14 protein-coding genes are annotated in these 19740 nt (G+C 69.4%); 7 read left to right on the top strand and 7 right to left on the bottom strand.

All coding sequences use genetic code 11. The annotated features are described in order from the left end of the window. The 5 genes from LAO51_08270 to LAO51_08250 all read right to left on the bottom strand — a co-directional run. Window positions 1-1054, bottom strand: a 1054-nt coding sequence (locus LAO51_08270; GenBank protein ID MBZ5638738.1) for a citrate lyase ACP, incomplete at its 3' end; no start/stop codon positions are given. A 61-nt stretch (window positions 1055-1115) separates the two neighbouring features. Continuing rightward, window positions 1116-2300 carry an isocitrate/isopropylmalate dehydrogenase family protein gene (locus tag LAO51_08265; GenBank protein ID MBZ5638737.1) on the bottom strand — a complete coding sequence of 395 codons (1185 nt, stop codon included), beginning with the start codon at window positions 2298-2300 and terminating at the stop codon, window positions 1116-1118. Window positions 2301-2322: 22 nt separating this feature from the next. Next, window positions 2323-4257: a homoaconitase gene (lysF, locus tag LAO51_08260; protein MBZ5638736.1), complete on the bottom strand. Its 1935-nt coding sequence runs from the start codon at window positions 4255-4257 to the stop codon at window positions 2323-2325. A 26-nt stretch (window positions 4258-4283) separates the two neighbouring features. Beyond that, on the bottom strand, window positions 4284-5681 hold the full coding sequence (locus LAO51_08255) for an MmgE/PrpD family protein (protein MBZ5638735.1): 1398 nt from the start codon (window positions 5679-5681) through the stop codon (window positions 4284-4286). Window positions 5682-5692: 11 nt separating this feature from the next. Beyond that, window positions 5693-6232, bottom strand: a complete 540-nt coding sequence (locus tag LAO51_08250) for an HDIG domain-containing protein (GenBank protein ID MBZ5638734.1) — start codon at window positions 6230-6232, stop codon at window positions 5693-5695. Between the two features lie 271 nt (window positions 6233-6503). Between LAO51_08250 and LAO51_08245 the strand changes: the two genes are divergently transcribed. After that, window positions 6504-7340 (top strand): RNA polymerase sigma factor RpoD/SigA, encoded by an 837-nt coding sequence (locus LAO51_08245; GenBank protein MBZ5638733.1) that lies wholly within the window; start codon window positions 6504-6506, stop codon window positions 7338-7340. A 3-nt stretch (window positions 7341-7343) separates the two neighbouring features. Here the strand turns inward: LAO51_08245 and amrB are convergent, their stop codons facing one another. Further along, entirely contained in the window at window positions 7344-8876 is a 1533-nt protein-coding gene (amrB, locus tag LAO51_08240; GenBank protein MBZ5638732.1) for an AmmeMemoRadiSam system protein B, read from the bottom strand. A 169-nt stretch (window positions 8877-9045) separates the two neighbouring features. On the opposite strand from amrB, the gene LAO51_08235 reads away from it, so the two are divergent. From LAO51_08235 to LAO51_08210, 6 genes are all read left to right on the top strand, one after another. After that, on the top strand, window positions 9046-9855 hold the full coding sequence (locus LAO51_08235; protein ID MBZ5638731.1) for a polyphosphate kinase 2 family protein: 810 nt from the start codon (window positions 9046-9048) through the stop codon (window positions 9853-9855). 109 nt (window positions 9856-9964) lie between these two features. After that, a complete protein-coding gene (locus LAO51_08230) occupies window positions 9965-12292 on the top strand; it encodes an MMPL family transporter (protein MBZ5638730.1) in 2328 nt (775 codons plus the stop codon). 8 nt (window positions 12293-12300) lie between these two features. Beyond that, entirely contained in the window at window positions 12301-13152 is an 852-nt protein-coding gene (locus LAO51_08225; protein ID MBZ5638729.1) for a phosphate/phosphite/phosphonate ABC transporter substrate-binding protein, read from the top strand. Beyond that, on the top strand, window positions 13149-13946 hold the full coding sequence (locus LAO51_08220) for a TRAP transporter TatT component family protein (GenBank protein ID MBZ5638728.1): 798 nt from the start codon (window positions 13149-13151) through the stop codon (window positions 13944-13946). The genes LAO51_08225 and LAO51_08220 overlap by 4 nt, the downstream gene beginning before the upstream one ends. A 186-nt stretch (window positions 13947-14132) precedes the next feature. Further along, window positions 14133-16286, top strand: coding sequence for a fibronectin type III domain-containing protein (locus tag LAO51_08215; protein MBZ5638727.1), 2154 nt, complete (start codon window positions 14133-14135; stop codon window positions 16284-16286). Window positions 16287-16296: 10 nt separating this feature from the next. Further along, the gene (locus LAO51_08210) at window positions 16297-19329 is read left to right on the top strand and encodes a TonB-dependent receptor (protein ID MBZ5638726.1); all 3033 of its coding nucleotides are present in this window, start codon (window positions 16297-16299) and stop codon (window positions 19327-19329) included. Window positions 19330-19348: 19 nt separating this feature from the next. Here LAO51_08210 and LAO51_08205 read toward each other — a convergent pair whose 3' ends face one another. Next, window positions 19349-19705: a DsrE family protein gene (locus LAO51_08205; protein MBZ5638725.1), complete on the bottom strand. Its 357-nt coding sequence runs from the start codon at window positions 19703-19705 to the stop codon at window positions 19349-19351. Window positions 19706-19740 lie beyond the last annotated feature (35 nt).

Genomic DNA, 19740 nt, shown 5'->3' with positions numbered 1-19740 from the left:
TCTCGATCTCCCCGCGGGACGGGGCGAACGCGTCGTGAATCGGGCCGATCTGCCGCGGGTGAACGCATCCCATCCCCTCGAACCCCATCGCGCGCGAGCGGGTGGCCCACGCCTTCAAGCCCTCGAGGTCTAAGACGTCGCCGTACACCGAATCGATGGCTTGAAGTCCAGCGGCGCGCGCCGCGTTGACGACGCGCATCCTGGCGTAGAGGGTCTCGTCACCTTCCCTCGTCTTCACCACCCCGAGGTCCGCCGTGTAGTCCTCCAGGCCGACGGTGAGTGCGACCACCCGGTCGGACGCCTTCGCGATCTCGTACGCGTGTTCGATCCCCTCGGCCGACTCGAGGATCGGCATGAGCCAGAGCGGACGCGCGCCGCCGGTCCGGGACAGGATCTCCGCCACCGCGTGGTGAACCTCGATCACCTGCTCCGCGCGCTCGGTCTTCGGGATCAGGATCAGCTCCGGGCGCTCGGGGACCACGGCGGCGAGGTCCAGGAGCCCGAGCGGGAGCTGGTTGATCCGGACCATGCGCTCGGCGCCGCCGAAGTCCACGGCACGAAGGGCGTTGCGGACCAAGAGGCGAGCCGCGTCCTTCTCGCTCGGGTGCACGGAGTCCTCGAGGTCGAGGATGATCCCGTCGGGCTGATGCAGGCCGGCGTTGACCATGAACCTCGGCTCGTTCCCGGGCAGGTAGAGCCGGGAGCGGCGCAGCCGGTCCCGCGCCGACGGGAGAGGGGAGGGTGCGGCCGCGTCCGTCCGGGCGTCCCGCCCCTCGCCGAGGCCCGCCCGCCGCGCGGCGGCCTCGAGCCGGGCCTCGATGACGAACGGGAGCGCCCCCTGGTCGTCCACCGCGACGCGGGCGTGCTCGGCACCGAGCGCGCGGAGCGTCGCCTCCACCTGGGCCCGGATCGAGTCGCCGTAGTACGCGGAAACGCGCGACGCGAGTTCGATCTCGAGGCCCCCGCCGTCACGGGCCTCCACGACGACGTTGAGGTCGGACCGAACGTCGTCCCCCTTGCGCCCGGCCTCACCGCGTGCCACGACCGATGCCATCGCCGGCCTCCTTCTCGTTTGGGACCCACGCCGGCGCACGCCGGAGCGCGCCGCCCTTCCGCTAGAGCTTTGCGAGGATCGCGTCGGTCATCCGGGTCGTCGTGGCGGCGCCATGCTCGAACACGGCGGGGCCGCCGGGAAGCCGCAGCATGTCGTACGACCGGACCTTCCCCTCCCGGACCACCGCGGCCACGGCGTCGCGCACCCTCGCCGCCATGGCCGGCTCCGCGACGTGGTCCAGCAGCATCGCGGCCGAGAGGATCATGGCAATGGGGTTCACGATCGGTGGATCGAGCTTCTCGTACTTGGGCGCCGACCCGTGGGTCGGCTCGAACACCGCCACGTCCTCGCCGATGTTGCCAGAGCAGGCGAAGCCGAGGCCGCCGACGAGCCCGGCGAACGCGTCCGATGCGATGTCGCCGAACAGGTTCGTCGCGATGATGACGCCGTAATCCTCCGGGTTCTTGGTGAGCCACATCATCTGCGCGTCGATGTTGGTGGATCCTAGCGGGATTTCGGGGAACTCCCGCTGCACCTCCTTCGCTGCCTCCTCCATCATCCCGGAGGTCTCGCGGAGGACGTTCGGCTTTTCGCACACGGTCACGCTCCGGTAGCCGTGTTTCCTTGCGTACCCGAAGGCGGCGCGCGCGATCCTGAGGCATGCGGCGCGGGTGATCACGCGCACGGACACCGAAAGCTCCGGGCCGGGCACCGCGGCGAACGGCTTGAACTTCGAGTGGGACGCCAGGGCCTGCCGGACCGCGTCCGGCGGGTTCGTCCACTCGATACCGGCGTACATCCCCTCGGTGTTCTGCCGGAAGATCACCGCGTCGACCACCGGCTCCTCGAACCCTCCGGCGGCCGTCTTCCGGACGAAGTTCAGCGGATTCCCCGGGAAGGAGCGGCACGGCCTCAGGCAGACGTCGAGGCCGAACCTCTGCCTCATCGTGACGATCGGGCTGAAGTAGGAGAACCCCTTCCCCCTGAGCTCTGGCTTCAGCTCGGCCTCCGCCGCCTTCTTCGGCTTCGACGTGATCGCGCCGAAAAGACCCAGCCTGTGCCGCTGCAGGAGGTCGATCGTCCGGTCCGGAAGCGCGTTCCCCTCGCTGCACCAGCAGTCCCAGCCGATGTCCGCGTGGACGTACTCCGCGTCGAATCCCACCGCTCGCAGCACTCGGATCGACTCGGGGAGCACCACTTTGCCGATCCCGTCCCCCGGCATCGTGACCACCGTGCGTGTCGTCATGATCGTCTCCGTGCTTGTCGTGCTAGGTCAATCCGAGCTTGCGCTTGACGAGATTCTCCACCCCTCCCGCCGCCACGAGCGACTGCGGCACGCTCCCGAGCGGCGGGAAGCGGAAGGATTCGCCCCGGAACGTGACGGTCCCGGAGGCGAAATCGATGTCCAGGGGATCCCCAGGGAGGATCGTCCTCCGCTTGGCGGCGATCTCCGCGGCGAAGATCACCGAGAGTCGCCGCACCAGATCCGGGACCTCGACGCAGACGTAACCGTTGTTGAACGCGTTCCGGAGGTAAGTCTGCGAGAAGCTCCCGGCGATCACGACGGCGATCCCCTTGGCCTGGAGCGCGGTCACGGCCTGCTCGCGGCTCGATCCCGTGCCGAAGTTGAAGCCTCCCACGAGGACGTCGCCGGCGCGAGTCATCCGGGCGAATTCCGGGTCGTAGTTCTCCATGACGACCCGCGCCATGTCGTCCCGCGTCATGTCCTCCCGGTAGGTGTAGTCCTTCCCGTAGATCCCGTCGGTGTTCAGGTTGTCCTGCGGCACGAACGCCAGCCTCCCCCGGACGGAGCCGGGGAAGCCGGGGAGGATCGCCACTTTTTCCGAGGTCGCCTGAGTCGGCGCGAGGATCTCGATCCGGCGCTCGAGTTTCTGTCCGGCGGTCTTCCCGGGGCCGCGGATGTAGCCCGCGACCGCCGAAGCGGCGACGACGGCGGGACTCGCCAGGTAGCACTTCGCGTCCCGCGAGCCCATGCGCCCCTTGAAATTCCGGTTCGTCGCCGAGATCCCGACCTCGCCCGCCTCGAGGAGGCCGACTCCCAGCCCGATGCAGGGGCCGCACCCCGGGGAGAGCGGCTTCGCCCCTGCATCGAGCAGGATCTTCCAGGTCCCCCGACGCTCCGCGTCCTCCTGCACCTCACGGCTCGCGGCGGCCAGGTAGAGCCCGACCGTCGGGGCGACCTTCTTCCCCGCGAGCACGCGGGCCGCGGCTTCGAGGTCCTCCAGGCGGGAGTTCACGCAGGAGACGAGGTAGGCCTTGTGGATCGCGATTCGCCGTCGCTCGATCTCGGCGAGCGGGGTCGCGATCTGCACGGTGTCGGGCCCCGAGACGTGCGGGGTGATCGTCGCGAGGTCGAGGCGGATCCTCGCGGCGTAGGCCGCGCCCGGATCCGGCGCGGGAGGATCCGCCGACCAGGCCTCGAGGTCCCGTTCCGCGAACCGCGAGACGCCGCGAGCCCTCCGTCCGCGGATCCAGTCCGTCGTCACGCGGTCCACCGGGAACCAGCCGACCAGGGCGCCCCACTCCGTGGTCATGTTCGCGATGCTCATCCGCGCGTCCATGGACAGGCTCAGGACGCCGTTCCCCGAGAACTCCACCGCCGCGTTGAGCACGTCGTCGGGATAGAGTCCCGCCAGCGCGATGATCACGTCCTTCCCCGTCGCGCCGTTCGCGAGGGCTCCGTCGAGGACGACCTCGACCATCGGCGGGACCTGCCACCAGAACTCCCCGGTCGCCCAGATCGCGGCCGCATCGGTGCGGACCACAGGGGTCCCGAGGGCGCCGAGCGCTCCGTACATGTTCGAGTGGGAGTCGGACGCGACCACCAGCGCGCCCGGAGCGGCGTAGAGCTGCTCGCAGATCACCTGGTGGCCGATCCCGGTCCCCGCGGGGTAGAAGTCCACCCCTTGCTCCCTCGCAAAGGCCTCGATGGACCGGTACTTCTTGAGGTTGTCTTCGGAGGTGTTCTGGATGTCGTGGTCGAGGGCGAAGACCGGCTGCCGTGGGTCCCTGATCCGCGGCACGCCGAGCGACTTGAACTTCTTCATCACCGCGGACGTGTTGTCGTGGGTCATGACGTGCCGCGGCCTGAGGGAGACGAAGTCCCCGGCCCGGACCGGCCTTCCCACGGGTCCCTCGGCCATGTGCATCTGGACGATCTTCTCGATCGCGGTCTGAGCCATGCTCGCCTCCGCCGTAGGGACCGGGCCTACCGGTCCGCCGCGAGAAGGTCCAAGAGGCCGTCGATCGAGCCGAGCCGATCGAGCCCCCAGATCGCCTCCCGGACCTTGGCCTGCCGCGCAGGCGTCAGCACTGGCCCGGCGAGCGCCTCGAACTTCTCCTCGATCTCGCGGTCCGAGAGCGGATTGCGCGGGTCGCCTTTCGGATAGTCCACCTGTTTCGAGAACTCGCCGCCTTCGGTGGTGGTGATCTTCACGACGACACGCTGCAGCGCGGGGAAGACCTTCTCGATCTCCGGGTCCGCCACGACCTCGACCTTCGGGAGCTGCGCCCGTATCGTCGGGTCCATGATCTTCGCGTCGGTGAACTGCGCCGGCGTGACCTGGCGGTCGGCTATCGCCGCCGCGACGACGTAGGGCAGGCTGTGGTCCGCTGTCTCCTTCGTGCGCGGGTCGTACTTGGACGGGTCCGAGAGGATGTCCGCGGCGCGGGCGAGGGAGCGGATGTGGACCTTCGCGATCCGGTCGGGCGCCAGGTCGTTCTCCCGGACGATGTCGAGTACCGCGGAGATCGGCGTGTGGGTCAGCGCCTCGGTGGGGTACGCCTTCATGCCGCAGCGGGTGATCCGCCAGGACTCGCCCAGCCCGTCGACGAGGATCTCGAGCTTCCATTGCGGCCCGAGGCAGTGGACCATCCCCTCCTTGCCGTCGATCACGTGCTCGGGACCCGTGTACCCCTTCTCGGCCAGGAGCGCGGCGAGCACGCCGCTCTGGGTCGCCATGGGGTCCACCGTGTTCTTCATCATGGTGAGCTTCCCAGCCACCGCCGCCCCGAGGGTGAAGTGGCGGCAGCCCGAGATGCCGATCGCGTGCTGGATCCTCGCGGCGTCGAGGCCGAGCATCCGCGCCGCGACGATGGGGGAGGCGAGCGCGGTGAGCGTCGCGTGGTGCCATCCCCGCTCCCTGATTCCCGGGAACGCCGCTTCGCACAGCCTCTGCTCGAACTCGTGGCCGAGGACGATCCCGACGATCAGGTCGCGCCCGCCCCGGCCCGCGCGCTGGCCCAAGGCGAGCGCTGCCGGGATGATGTCGGAAGGGTGGGACGGGTCCTGCTTCCAGTAGATGTCGTTGTAGTCCATCACGCGGATCATCAGGGAGTTCAGCAGCGACGCGGTGACGGGGTCCGTCTTCCCGCCGGTTCCGATCACCGTGGCAGGGCCCTTTCCGGCGTTCTCCCCGAGCACCTCCAGGGCGATCCGGACGTCGTGCTGGAGGTAGCCGCCGAGAGCGCAGCCGAGGGAATCCAGGAGGAAACGCTTGGCCTGGTGCACGGCGTCGGTCGACAGCTGCTCGAACCTCAGGCCCGCGGCCCAGCGCGCCATCCTCGCGGTGATCGTCTCCGTCTTCGCGGCGGCGGTCGTGCTCATCGGTTCCCTCACTACTTCAGGTTCTTGAACGGAAGGAAGCTCATGAAATCGGCGTGGTGGACGATGGTGGCCTCGGTGCTGCGCCGGATCATGTCCCCCTCGCCGGCGTGGGCGGCGATGACGTGGCAGACCCGGTCGGGCACGCCGCACATCATGGCGACCGCGACCCCCGTGAAGGGGTGACGGAGGCTCTCCCCCCGCTCGCTCTGACGGGCCTTGCCGTCGGCCTTCTCGTACTCGAGGAGCTTCCCCACGTCGGCGAGGATCGCGCCGGCGATCACCGTGTCGAGGTCGATCGGCAGTGCCCGGCCGAGGTGCTCGATCATCGACTCCGCCGCGCGGCGGGCGATGTGGACGACGCAGCGCTTGTGCTCCATGAACGTGACGGGGCAGTTCGGGACCAAAAGGGTGAACGGGATCTCGTGGAGGTCCTCGGGGGTCAGTGGGCTCAGCTCGAACGTCCTGACCCACGTGGCGAGAACCTTCTCGCGAAGGTCGCGATCCGCGATCCATTCCAGTTCCGGCCAGAGTTTCCTGACCTCTTCGCGCATGAACGGCTCCTTGGAGTTCGCGAGGGTGGGAAAGATTAGCCCGCCAGGCGAAGGACGTCCAGCCTCAAGCCGTCGATCTCCTCGGCTGAAGCTCTACTTCCGCCAGGCCCCCGCCTTTTCGCGCGACCGCAAGAGGTGCGGTGTCGGGGTCCGCAGCAAGGTGCGCACCTCGCTTTTGAGCGCTTCCTCCGCGCGGCACGGTTCCCGTAAAGTCGATCCAGGTCGAGCCGGGAGGGTCGACGGATCGCCTGCGGGGGGTGGGAGGGCGATCATGAGCACGATCTGCGAAGGAACGGACGAAGGTCGCGATCGGACCCGCGGCGAGGTGCCTGATCCTCGGGCCGAGTCACCCGTCCGGCCGGATCGCGACGACTGGATCGAGTCGCACCGGCGGAGGATCCTCTGGATCGCCCGCGAGTACCGCCACTTCGGCGTCCCGATGGAGGACCTCCTCGCCGAGGGGACCGTGGGTGTCCTGGAGGCCGCGGCCCGCTTCGATCCACGTCGCGGCGTCAAGTTCACCTCGTACGCGGTCTGGTGGATCCGGAAGCGGATCTGCGAGATGGCGCTCAGCCAGACGGCGCTCATACGGGTCCCGCGGTACCGCCTCCGCCACCTCGCGCGGGTCCGCGCGGCGGAGCGCGAGTTCGCCGCCGCGCTCGGCAGGCCGCCGGCGAACGAGGAGATCGCGGCGCGGGCCGGCTTGCCCGAAGAGGAGGTGCGGTTCCTGCTCGGTCTCTCCAAGCGGGAGATTCCGCTGGGCACGCTGATGGGTGCCGAGTCGAACCTCAGCGTGGAGGAGACCCTGAGCGAGCCGAGCCCGGATACGCCCGACGACTCGCTGATCCGGGAGGACCGTTTAGCGCTCCTCGGCCGTATCCTCGGGCTCCTCCCGCGGCGCGAATGCGAGATCCTGGCGATGAGGTTCGGTCTCGATGGGAGGCGCGCCAAGACGCTGGCCGAGGTCGGCCGGCGCCTCGGCCTCAGTCGCGAGCGCGTCCGGCAGGTGGAGAGCCGAGCGCTCGTCCACCTGCGGCAACTCTCTCACGACGACTGCGGCCACGGGAGCCCGCGTCCGCGGGTCCCACGGCCGGCCTCCGAGGCCTGAAGCCTAGGGCTTCCCGAACACCTCCGCCTGGAACACCGAGAGCGTCCCGTCCTTCCACCCGTCGCGGGGAAGACCCGCCTTGAGGGCGAGGTGCTCCAGGAGCTCCCTAACACCCCAACCCTGCTCGGGCGCGACCTGCGGGAGGAAGACCGCCCTGTTCGGGCCCCGCTCCAGGACGACGCCGTCCCGGCCGATGACGATCGCCTCGGGCCCCGCGACCGGGAAGATGGGCGTCAACGCCGAGATCGAGACGGCCAGACGGTCCAATTCTCCCGGCCCGACCGGTGGGAAGCGCGGGTCCCTGAGAGCGGCCTCGACCGCGTTGTGGATCACGCTCCGGTAAAGCGGCTCGTGCGGCACGATGGTCCCGATGCAACCCCGGAGATGGAGCCGCTCGCGAGGCGCGCCGGCGGGCTCCTCGAGGGTGACGAACGCTCCTCGGATGGCCTCGAGGGCCGAGGTGAGGTCGGCGCCCTTGAGGGCCCGCTCGAGCGAGCCGTCCTTGAGAACGGCGTCCCGAACGGACGCGCGGGCGAGGCCGAGGAGCGTCGTCTTCTCCGCGTCGCTCAGCTTGGCACGGTCGACCTCGCCAGCGTGCGCGCCGGGGACCGGGCCCGCGCTGCGAAACGCCATCGTGGCGTAGGAAACGCTGTGCCCGAAGTCGCCGGTCATCCGGCCCGAGGTGTCGTATGCGAGCAGGGACGCCTTCGAATCCCTGGGGAGGAGCCGGAGGAGCACGCCGATGGCGTCACGTCCGCAGACGGTCGCGCCGGTACGGTCGAGGTAGCTCTCGAGACCCTCGACGTCCAGGGCCTCGATCAGGCGCGCGGCTCCAAGGTCGAGGTCCCGGAGCCTCTCCGGGACCTCGTCCCGGAACGGGACGTACCCGAACCCCGAGCCGAAGTGCGTGAAGTCCGAGGAGACGACGGTCAGGGTCCCGGCGCCGAGGAACGGCCGTAGACCGTCGGCGACCCTCGCCGCCTCCTCGCCGACGGTCCCCGAGCCGAGGAGAACCGGGACCGCGCGCCAGCCCGGCTGAAGGGCGCGCTGCAGGAACGGGACCTCCGCCTCGAGGCAATGCTCCCGCTCGAACGCAGCCGTCGAGACCATGAAGCCGGGCCGTCCCTCGAGGGCCCGCACGGTCTCGCGGTCGATCGGGACGTCGCCGAGCGGGGTCCTCAACGCATCGGCGTCGGGGAGGGCCGCGCCCCGGAACCGGGCGTAGTGGCTCGGCCCCAGGAGCAGTACGCGCTCGTAGCGCGCCCCCTTGAGCCGGCGGAACCCGTGCGCCGCGGTCTCGCCCGAGTACGCGTATCCGGCATGCGGCTCGATCAGCGCGACCACGACTCCGATGTCCTCCTCGGGGGGGGCCGGTGCGCGGTCGAGCAAGGCGTCCACCTCCCGCGCGAGTGCCTCGGGGCTCCCCGGGTACCACGTCCCGGCCACCGCGGGGCCGAGGGGCCTGCCGGTCCCTCCGGTGCCCTTGAATCCGAATGCCGCCGCCAGGACGGACAGCAGGGCTCCGATCTCGACCATGGCCGATCCCTCCGATCGAGGATGCCGGCCCGAGTCTACGCTCGAACGCGTGCGCGCGGAACCGGGGTCGGGGGTCGCGGGGGCGCGCCCCTTCCCCTTCCGCCGGAGAACGGGCATCATCTGCGGAGACGGCCCCGCCGGGAGCCGCGTCCAGGGGAGGGGTTTCCGAATGAAGCTCGCCGAACGGTTCCTGGTGAAGCCCGGGCGAAAAATCCGACTCGCGAGGATCGATCCCGGCGACACCGCGGGGGTCGAGGACAAGTCCGCCGCCGAGCCCCGGCTCGACAAGAATCTCAAACGCCTGGCGGAGCTCCAGTACCTCATGTACGCCGAGAACCGGCGCTCGCTGCTCGTCGTCCTTCAGGCCATGGATGCCGCGGGAAAGGACGGGACGATTCGCCACGTCATGACCGGCCTCAATCCTCAGGGGTGCCGCGTGACGCCGTTCAAGGCGCCGTCCCAGGAGGAGCTGGACCACGACTACCTGTGGCGCATCCACAAGGCGGTGCCCCGTCGGGGGGAAATCGGCATCTTCAACCGCTCCCACTACGAGGACGTGCTGGTGGTCCGGGTGCACGGCCTCGTTCCGAAGGGGGTCTGGTCCCGGCGTTACGACCAGATCAACGGGTTCGAGCGGATGCTGTCGGACGAGGGGACGGCGATCGTCAAGTTCTTCCTCCACATCTCGCGCCAGGAGCAGAAGCGCCGGTTCGAGGCGCGGCTCGAGGACGAGACGCGGCACTGGAAGCTGTCCCCCGCGGACTTCGAGGAGAGGAAGTACTGGAACGATTACCACCGCGCCTACGAGGACGCACTCGCCCGGTGCTCGACGCCGTGGGCCCCGTGGTACGTCGTGCCTTCGGATCGGAAGTGGTTCCGGAACCTCGCGGTCTCGCAGATCATCGTCGAGACGCTCGAGTCGTTCCGGATGAAGTTCCCCAAGCCCTCGTTCGACGTCTCGAAGATGAAGCTCGATTGAGCCATCGCGCGAGACGCGGCGCGCGCCGGAGCGGCGCGCTATCCTGGGCTCCCTCCGAAAGAGGCGTCCCGCCGCCACGGCGGACCGCCGGGGGAGGCGAGGACCGTCGTTGACCTCTGGCGGCAGCCCCGATGGACCGCGCATCCTGCGCCGCGTCTTCCGGTTCATCATCGCGAAGCGCTGGTGGGTCGTCGGGTTCCACGCGCTGCTCCTGGTGCCGGGGATCCGGTTCGCGCTCGCAGTCGGCCAGGACGACTCGGTCGAGCGTCTCGTGGTGCGCACCGATCCCGACTACGTCGCGGCCGAGGCGTTCGCCAAGGTGTTCGGGCACTCGGAATCCGCGATCCTCGTCGCGGAGGCGGCGGACCCGTTCTCTCCGGGCGTCCTGAAGCGGCTCGACGAGATCGAGCGGCGACTCGAGAAGATCCGCGGGGTCGGCGTCGAGTCGGTCCTGTCGATCTTCCGCCGGACGCAAGGAGGGTTCCAGCCGACCCCGGCGCGATGCGCGGCGTTCCGGGAATTCGCGACGGATACCGATCTCTTCGCGCGGCAGGGGCTCGTGGGAGCCCGGTTCCTCTCGATCGTCCTCTCCTTCGACGTCCGCTCGCCCGAGGAGCGCCGAGTGGTCCTCGACGCCGTGAACCTCGCGGTCGATCCGACCGTCATGGATCCGAAGCCTCTGCTGGCGCTCCGGAAGACGGGGGAGCCGTACGTCAACGGCTACTTCGAGGACGCGACCCGCGACGCGGCGCTCAGGTCCTTCCCGCTGTTCGGCGCGTTCGTCGTCTTGCTGATCCTCTTCCTCTACCGGTCGTTCCGGGCCCTCTCGGCGTTCCTCGCCACGATCGCCTCGAGCCTGGCCCTCACGGTGGGATACGCGGGCCTCTCCGGAGACGTCATCACGATCGTCTCGTCGCTCGTGCCCATGACGGTCCTCGTGACCTGCACGGCGACGCTCGTGTACATCCATTCGAGGTTCGTGGAGCACCCGGCGGGCCGGCCGCTCGACGACCACCAGGTCGACACCCTCGCCAACAAGTTCCTCCCTTGCACCGCGTCGCTGTTCGCCACCGCGGTCGGATTCGCGGCGCTGGCGGTATCGCACATCCGGCCGATCCGCGAGATGGGGATCTGGGTCGCCGCGGGGATCCTGATCACCTGGGGGGTGGTGTTCACGCTGTTCCCGGCGCTCCAGAGGATCCTGAGGACGCCGACCCAGCAGGAGCGCTCCGTCCGCGGCGGGCGCTGGTTCGTCCGCCTCGCGGAGCGCCTGCCGGCCTTCACGTTCCGCTGGCGGTGGGTGCTCGTGCCCGCGTCGCTCGCCTTCTGCGCGGCGGGCGCCGTGGCTCTCTTCGGCCTCAAGGGCGTGGTCGCGCCGATGAGCCTCGAGAGCGACGCCCTCGACTACATCGATCCGGGCGTGAGGCTCGCGCAGGACACGCGGCGGGTGCAGCAGCTCCTTCCGAGCCTCTCGGTCACGGAGGTCTGGCTCGCCGGACCGCCGGGCAGCGTCGTCCGGCCCGAGGTGCTGCTGGGCCTCGACCGCTTCTCTCGCGCGCTCGAGGCGGACGAGCGAGTGGGCTCCGCGGTCGGGCCGACGACCGTCCTCCGTCTCCTCCAGTACGTTTCCGGGCTCGGCGACCGCCTCCCGGAGGACCGAGCGGGGCTCGAGGCGGCCTCGGCACAGCTCGAAAACCTCCTGCTCCAGGAGCCGGAGCTTCGCTCGTTCGTCGACGTCGCGACGCTGTCAGAGACTCACATCACGGTCTTGAGCCGCGTGGATCGGTACGAGGGCTTCCTCGACCTGGACCGGCGGATCGCGGGGCTCTGGAAGGAGGCGGTGGCCCGCGATCCGGCCCTCGAGCCGTTCCGCATCTCGACGGTGGGCACCGAGCGGCTCCAGGCCAAGATCGCCTACCACCTCGTGCCGACCCTGGTCGACAGCTTTCTCCTGACCGCGGCGGTCATCTTCCTCACGTTCCTCCTGCTCTTCAGGAGCGGCCCGGCGCGGCTGATGGCCATGATCCCTTCGCTATTCGCGATCCTCGCGATGTTCGGGTTCATGCGCCTCGCGGGGATCGGGCTCAACGTCGCGACGATTCTCATCGCCTCGACGGTTCTCGGCACCTCGGAGAACGACCAGATCCACTTCTTCTATCACTTCAGCGAGGCGAGGCGAAACGGCTCCGTGGAAGACGGCCTGCGGCACACGCTCCTCATTTCGGGGCGGGCGATCTTCTTCGCCACGATGATCAACGCCGGGGGATTCCTGGCGTTCGCGCTGTCGGACCTTCCGCCCATGCGGGAGCTGGGTATCCTCTCGGCGCTCGCATTCGTCCTTTCGATGCTGGCCGATTTCACCGCGCTCCCCGCGGCGCTGTGGATCCTCGGCCGTCACCGGCCGGACGCCGTCCCCGCGGCGCCGGCCTCGGAGTGAGCAGAGCCATGCGCAAAGCGCTTCTCGTCGCGATCGTGCTCCTCGTCCTCCCGGCGGTCCCGGCGGAACCGCCGTCCCCGACAGTCCTCGTGATCTGCGCACCGGGATACCCCGGCACGACGGCGCAAGCGCGCCCGGTGATGGACACGTTCGCGGCCGCCGCGGCGCGCGCGGCCGGCTGGCCGGCCGGAGGCCTCTCCGCGGTCTATCACGAGAGAGAGGAGCCGGGGCTCGCCCGGCTGGCACAGGACGACGCGGCGCTCGCGCTCGTGCCGCTCCCTTTCTACCTGAAGCACGGCCCGTCGCTCGGGCTCGCGCCGCGCCTCGAGGTGGTCCGGGAGTCGGGCGCCACGGAAAGCTGGAGCCTCGTCGCCAGGAGCGGGGCGATTCCGTCCGTCGCGGCGCTCGAGGGCTTCGAGGTCGTGGGTGCGCCCGGCTACGCACCCGCCTTCGTCCGCGGCCCGGTCCTGGGACCCTGGGGAGCGCTCCCGTCCTCCACGACGGTGAGGTTCTCCCCTTCGATCCTGTCCGCGCTCCGCCGGGCGGCGGCCGGGGAGAGAATCGCCGCGCTCCTCGACGCCGCGCAGTCGACCGCGCTCGCCTCGCTGCCGCTCGCGGCGAAGGTCGAGACGGTGTACCGCGCCAAGCCGCTGCCGGGAACGCTGCTCTGCACGGTGAGGAACCGTGCGAAGGGCCGGCGGTTTGAAGCGCTGCTCGAGGCACTTCCGGGTCTCCACAAGACGTCGGAAGGCGCCGATGCGCTGAAGGCGATGCAGATGGTGCGGTTCGAGGCCGCCGACCTCGCGGGCATCGAGGCGGCGCGGAAAGCCTACGCCGCCGCCGAGGCATCGCCCCGGTGAGGATCGCGCTCCTGGTCGCTCTGACCCTGCTGCTGCCGGCAGGATGCGCCCGAGCCCTCAGAGAGCCGCGTCCCCTCGATGCGATCGCCGGGGAGACGGCGCCGACGCCGCGCGAAGAGGTCGAAGTCCTCGTATCGCGAGCCGAGGCGCTGTACGCCCGCCGGGACCTCCCGTCGGTTCGGGAGGCCGCCGGGACGTGGCTCAGGGTGGCCGCCGCGGACCGGACGAGCGTCGCGGGGGTCCTGGGCGCCGTGAAGGCGCGCGTTTGGCTCGCGGATCACGAGCCCGACCCGGCGGCGAGGAACGAATCGGCCGGCTCCGCGGTGGAGGCCGCGCAATGGTGCGGGCGGATCGCGCCCGACGATCCCGCGTGCTCTTACTGGCTCGGCGTCGCCCTCGGGGTCCAAGCGCGCGAGCGGCCTGCCACCGCGCTCTCGGCGCTGCCGAAGATGGTGCAGGCGTTCGAGCGCGCAGCTCAGGCCGCCCCGGGGCTCGACCACGGCGGGCCGGATCGGGCGCTCGCGCTGCTCCACTTGCGGGCTCCGGGATGGCCGACCGGCCCGGGTGATTCCGAGAAGGGGCTCGAGCACGCACGGCGCGCCGTCGAGATCGAAGGAGGTTACCCCGCGAATCGGCTGGCTTTCGCGGAGGCTCTTCGAGCCAACGGGCTCGAGAGCGAAGCGCGACAGGCTTACGAGGAGGCGGTCCTCGCGGCGAGACGGTCCGCGGAGAGCGGGGACCCCGACGCGCCGGACTGGATCTCCGAAGCGGAAGACGCACTCGGTCGAAAGTAAGACGAACTCGATCCGCATGGCCGCTTGCGTTCACGGAGGGACGCAGGTAAAAGGGAGGTCCACCTCGCGATCCCCGTGGGGACCGGTCGCCATCGGGGGAAGAAAGGGTCAATGATGCGAATCAGGAGTGTCGCTACACTCGCGGTCGCCGTCTGTGCGCTCGCCGCGCGCGCTGATGCGGCCGTGGTGCGCCAGATACGCCTGGCACGAGTGGATACCACGGTGGCCTTGCCCGGCGAGATGTCGCTTCCCGAGTCGAGGACGCGCTGGGACCTCACGGGGTTCAGCTCTCAGGAAACCCTCGAGCGGACGATCGACGTCGAGGGGAAGGTCCTCACCGTGACCGACCGTTATCGGGCCAGCCACGTCCGGTCCGTCGAGTCGACGGAGGTGGCGATCTATACCGATCCGTCGGGCGGCGACGCTGCGGCCCGCTGGATCCTCCCGGATCGGACTCCGGAAGACCTGCGGCCGGGGACCCGCCGGACGCTGTCTCTCGATCTGAGGGAGGGCGCGAGCGTCCGGCATCTCAGGATCGAGATCGAGACCGTCGGGGTCGGGTGGGTGCATCTACCCACCGGACCGCACGAGTCGGCGCTGCAGCGCGCGGTCGTCGCCGACGAGCCGGACGGCCGCGGCGCGTTCGGCCCCGCGGTGACACTGTACCGCTGGGTCGATCCCTTGGTGGGGGTCGTCGCCGAGACCGGAGGCGTCTCGCCCGCCGGCGCGATGGTCCTCGAGAAGGCGATTTCCGGCGCCGCGGACCTCAGAATCTACGTGGATCAGCTGTGGAGGGGCACCTACTCCGGCCTCAACTACGGATGGGACCCCGGAGTCGGAGTGTCGCTTTCCGCGCTGACGGCGCAGCATTACGCCACCGAGGCGGACGTCGCGAGCGCCAGCAGCTGGGACTTCTCGGTGACGACGGCCGGAACCGAAGTCGCCTCGACAACGACCCCCGTGAACTCCAGCGAGACGTGCAACGCAGCCCGGTGCGGCTACAACGCCCCCGGAGCCGTGCTCGAGCGGACGGACAAGAACTTCGCCACCGCGGTCGCCCACAACATCGATCGGACGAACGATGTCGCGCAACGGGAGGATCGCGCGGGCGACGTGACGATCTGGATCCGGGCCGGAGCGCAGCACGAGGGGTGGTGGACGGGATTCTCCACGCCCGACCCCTCGAGCGAGAACCGGTTCTGCTATACGACCGACACCACCACGAGGACCCCGGTCCCGCTGTGGAGGTTCTCGCACCCCGACGCCGCGACCTACTACTTCACCGCGGGGGATGTTTGGCAGAGCGGGACGTTCGCGTGCGAGCAGAACGTCTACAACCAGCATTGCGGCACGAACAACGACATCGCGTTCAACACGCTCTACATCAACGCCTGCACGACCGGCGGCCAGACCTACGCGGGGCGCCAGGGGTCGAAGGTCGTGAAGGGAGGCGTCGTCACCGTCCCGTCCGGCCACACGTTCAACGCGCTCCTGGTCCGGAACGTCGCGGAGTTCTGCGTCTGGGGAACGTCCTCCTGCTCATTCCTGAACTTCGAGCAGGTCCGCACGGTCGTCGATCTCTGGCAGGTGCCGTATCTCGGATCCGTCGCGATGGTCCAGTCGCCGACCGACGCGGGACCCGCGGATGTCAATGGCAACTACCCGTTCTTCACCACGGTCGACCTGTCGAACATCGGCTTCGGCCTCTTCCCGCCGCGAACCATCACGGCGCCATCCGCCACGACCAGCACGGTGAGCCTCAACTGGGATCCTGGACAGGACACCCACCGGATCAGCGGCTACAAGGTGTACTGGGACACGGACTCCGGCGGCTCGACCCCGTACGCGTTCGACTCGGACGGCCATCCGGGACAGGTGTCGTTCGCCGGGCCGTCGGCGACCGTCTCGGGACTCCTCTTCGGAACCCCGTATTACTTCACGATCACCTCCCTGTCGAATTTCACCGACCGTGACAGCGGGATCGCCACGCGCTACGAGAGTCTCGTCTACCCGACGCAGGTCTACGGCGATCCCAGCAACGTCTACCCCATCGAGGTCTTGAAGCGAACGGCCTGCCCGGCCACCTCGGAAGTCACGGGGCTCGTCGAGACCAACCTCGGCGGCGGCAACGTCCAGCTGTGCTGGAATGCCCTCGGGGATCCGGGCGTCGTCAACTACCGAGTCCTCGGCGCGGACTCGCCCACGTCGGAGGCGAATTTCTCGCTGTTGAGCGACGTGGGGCTCTCCACCTGCTGGAGCGGCACTCCCTCGCAGTCCTATTTCGTGGTCTACGCGATGGAAACGGGCGGCAACGGCTGCTGGGGTCATTACGGGCACTGAAGTGAGCAGGGTGGCGCGACCGGGCCGACGCATCCTCCTCCTGGTGATCGCTCTGTGCTGGCTCTCGGTCGCGTGGGGGCAATCCGCCTCCTCCTCGCTCCGCGGAACGGTCCGGGGGCTCGACGGCAAGCCCGTCGCGGGAGCGGACGTGCGGGCGAGGTCGGAGACGACCGGCGTCGTCCGCGTCACGACCTCCGATGCCCGAGGGCGTTTTCAGATGAATTCGCTCCCCCCGGGAATCTGGGTCGTGGCGGCCTCGCTCACCGACGGGACGTCCAGCGATTCCCGCACCGTCACGCTCCTCCTGCAGGAAGCGACGTCGATCGAACTCACGCTCGGAAAGGGCCTCGCGGAGAAGGTGACGGTCCGTGCCGAGCCGCCGATCGTGGACAACCAGCGGGTCGGATCGGAGATGCGGGTCGGGGATTCGATCGCCGACTCCATTCCGATCGCCGGGCGCGTCGTCACCGACCTCCCGCTCCTCGATGCGTCCGTTCGACAGGCCCCCACCGCCGACTTCTTCGGGGAGCGGGGCGCGGTCTTCGTGGTCAACGGCCAGTCCGGGCGTTCGAATTCCTTCCTGGTGGACGGCCTCGACAACAACGACGAAACCAGCGGCACGTCCATGAACTCGTTCTTCTCCCAGCTCGTCGTGCAGGACATGGTCCTCAACACGAGCCGGTACGCGGCGGAGTTCGGGAGGGCGAGCGGGGGTATCTTCAACATCGTCACCCGCCAGGGGGGCAACGAGGAAACGGGCGAGTTCTTCGTGCAGCGCGGTGCGGCGTCCTGGAACTCCCCCGGCACGTTCGTTTCAGGGCTGCCGAATCCGGAGGGATCACCGCGGACCGGTGATCAGTACCAGCTCGGATTCCGCGTCGGCGGGCCGATCCGCGAGGATCAGGCGTTCTACTTCGCCGCGTACGAGCGCCAGCGCGATGACCGGGTCGTCCCGTACGTCGGCGTGGGACGGAACGGGGCGCCGGGAGGCTTCGTGATCGCCCCGGCGGCGGACGACAACGTCTTCCTCAGGACCGACTTCGTCCTCACCCCCTCGCAGTTCTTGATGGTCCGGCTCTCCGCGGACGCGAGGTCCACCGAGGACCTGAACGTCGGCGGCCGGACCACCCCGGAGACCGGGTTCCGGCTCGACGAACACGACGTCCAGCTCGCCAGCACGCTCACCTCGGTGCTCTCCCCCAACGTGATCCACGAGGCGCGGCTCCTGGTCTCGTCCTCCGACTTCGATCAGCAGGCGAACTCGAGCCGGCCCGGGGTGGATCGGCCGTCCGGAAGCTTCGGCGGCAACAACCTCAACCGTCAGCTCCGCCGGGAGGACAAGTTCCAGCTCGTCGACAACGTCACCTGGAGGGGCGGGAGCCACACGGCCAAGTTCGGCCTCGACTTCGCGCGCTCGCGGACCGACGTTCGCACCCGGTTCAACCCCAACGGCAACTTCCTGTACTCGACGGACACGCCGTACGATTCGAACAGCTGTTCCGTGACCCCGTCGCAGGTGACCGCCGCGATCCGCAACGGAACGTATCCGATCATCCCGTGCCAGCCCTGGGAGACCGGCATGGATCGGGCGGACATCGGCACCTACCCCACGGTCTACCAGCTCATCGAGGGCGAGCCGGCGGCGAATCTGTACGACAACCAGATCGCGTTGTTCGCGCAGGATACCTGGCGGCTCGGGTCCAGGGTGGTCCTCGACTACGGTTTGCGCTACGACCTCGACACGTTCCGCCTGCCGCCGAGCGCCCGGGTCGATTCGCCGATCCCGAACGGCGGGGCCCCCGAGGACCGGAACAACCTCGCCCCCCGACTGGGCTTCACGTTCACACCCGGGAGCGGGCGGCTCGTCGTTCGGGGCGGGGGAGGCGTCTTCTACGACAAGCTCTCGCTCGGGTTCCCCGCCGTCGCCGCCATCACCTCGGGAACGAGGATCGGGATCCTGCCGGTCCAGGGCACGACGCTCGAGGTGCCGGTCGGAGACAAGACCGTCGCCCTCACCGAAGACGCCGTGGAGAAGCTCGGGGGCGGAAACTACGTCAAGGACTTCCTCATCTTCCCTGACGAGCTGATCCTCCGTTTCTCCACCGGAACGCGGCTCGACACCCCGTACTCCGTCGAGAGCTCCCTCGGCGCGGAGGTCGCCGTGGGAACGGGCGGCGCCGCGCAGCTCGAGCTCGTGCGCGCGCGCGGGCATCACCTCCCCCTCATGAGGGACCTCAACCCGGTCATCGGCGTCCGCAGTTGCGCGGGACCGGATCCGGCGAACCCGGACCCGAAGTTCCGGGACTCCTGCACGCCCGTGCACGCCGCCAGCCCGCCGGGGTCGATCGCCGCCATCACGACGGAGGGGGAAAGCTGGTACACCGGAGCGACCCTGGGCTGGCGCTGGCGAGGGAAGACGAGCTGGTATCAGGCGTCGTACACTTGGTCGCGGGCCGAGGACCTGGGGCCGGACCCGCTCAAGGGCGGGATCTACCTGCCTCCGGATTCCGTGAATCTCTCCGGCGAGAGGGGTCCGTCGGACGCCGACCGGCGGCACCGGATCGTGATCTCAGGGGCGTCCGCGCTGCCCTGGATGGGACTCCGAGCTTCGGGCGTCGTCCAGCTCAGCTCGCCCGTCCCGTTCAACGTGACCACCGGCCGGGACGACAACCTCGACGGCATCACCACCGACAGGCCGCCTGGGGTTGGGCGCAACACGGGCGAAGACACCCCGCTCGGACCGGTGAACGAGGTCAGGGCATCGGAGAACGAGTTGCGGGCGATCCGGAGCCAGCCGCTTCTGGCCCCTGTGACGTCGCTGCACGCTCCGGCGTTCTACCAGATCGACCTGAGGGTGTCGAAGCCTTTCGCGGCGAGGGACGGCCGGACCAAGGGGGAAATGTACCTTCAGATCTTCAACCTGCTCGACCGGTTCAACGGGGGCCCCGTCGAGGGGCGCGCGATCTCCCCGGACTTCGGCAGACCGATCGGCCTCGCGGGACCGCCGCGGACGATGGAGCTCGGACTGAGACTCGGATACTGAGCCCCGCGGCCCCCGCTCCTCAGATCGTGATCACCTTCGACGCCTTCCACTGGGCCGCGAGGATGTCCGCCATCCCCCCGATCACCCCCGCTCGGACCTTCTCCGCGATGCCGTAATGGTCGACGCAGGTCTTGCAGAGGATCAGGTGCACGCCCTTGGTCTCGAGCGACGCCAAGAGATCCAGCACCGGGGAACCCTCGACCGCGAGCCGCACTCCCTCGCCGTAGAACGCGATGGCCCCCGGCAGCATGTCGTTCCCGTCCAGGAGGCCGAGGTAGTTCCGGATCAGCTTGTGCTGGAGGAGGGCCTCGGCGTGACCCATCCCGTCGCGGGTGACCAGGATGAGCACGGATCCGTCCCGAAGCGAATCGCCCATGGCCGTTTCCTCCGAAGCCACCCGCCGGAGCCCGA

The sequence above is a fragment of the Terriglobia bacterium genome (assembly GCA_020073205.1).
Taxonomy (GTDB): Bacteria; Acidobacteriota; Polarisedimenticolia; order Polarisedimenticolales; family JAIQFR01; genus JAIQFR01.
The sequence above is the reverse complement of the archived record's forward strand: the minus strand, read 5'-3'. Positions and strand labels throughout refer to the sequence as shown.

Bases quoted from the DNA above. Each gene is read 5' to 3' on its own strand.
- amrB (MBZ5638732.1), bottom strand. From the start codon at position 8,876: ATGGTCGAGATCGGAGCCCTGCTGTCCGTCCTGGCGGCGGCATTCGGA.
- LAO51_08250 (MBZ5638734.1), bottom strand. From the start codon at position 6,232: ATGCGCGAAGAGGTCAGGAAACTCTGGCCGGAACTGGAATGGATCGCG.
- LAO51_08235 (MBZ5638731.1), top strand. From the start codon at position 9,046: ATGAAGCTCGCCGAACGGTTCCTGGTGAAGCCCGGGCGAAAAATCCGA.
- LAO51_08265 (MBZ5638737.1), bottom strand. From the start codon at position 2,300: ATGACGACACGCACGGTGGTCACGATGCCGGGGGACGGGATCGGCAAA.
- LAO51_08245 (MBZ5638733.1), top strand. From the start codon at position 6,504: ATGAGCACGATCTGCGAAGGAACGGACGAAGGTCGCGATCGGACCCGC.
- LAO51_08225 (MBZ5638729.1), top strand. From the start codon at position 12,301: ATGCGCAAAGCGCTTCTCGTCGCGATCGTGCTCCTCGTCCTCCCGGCG.
- LAO51_08205 (MBZ5638725.1), bottom strand. From the start codon at position 19,705: ATGGGCGATTCGCTTCGGGACGGATCCGTGCTCATCCTGGTCACCCGC.
- lysF (MBZ5638736.1), bottom strand. From the start codon at position 4,257: ATGGCTCAGACCGCGATCGAGAAGATCGTCCAGATGCACATGGCCGAG.
- LAO51_08255 (MBZ5638735.1), bottom strand. From the start codon at position 5,681: ATGAGCACGACCGCCGCCGCGAAGACGGAGACGATCACCGCGAGGATG.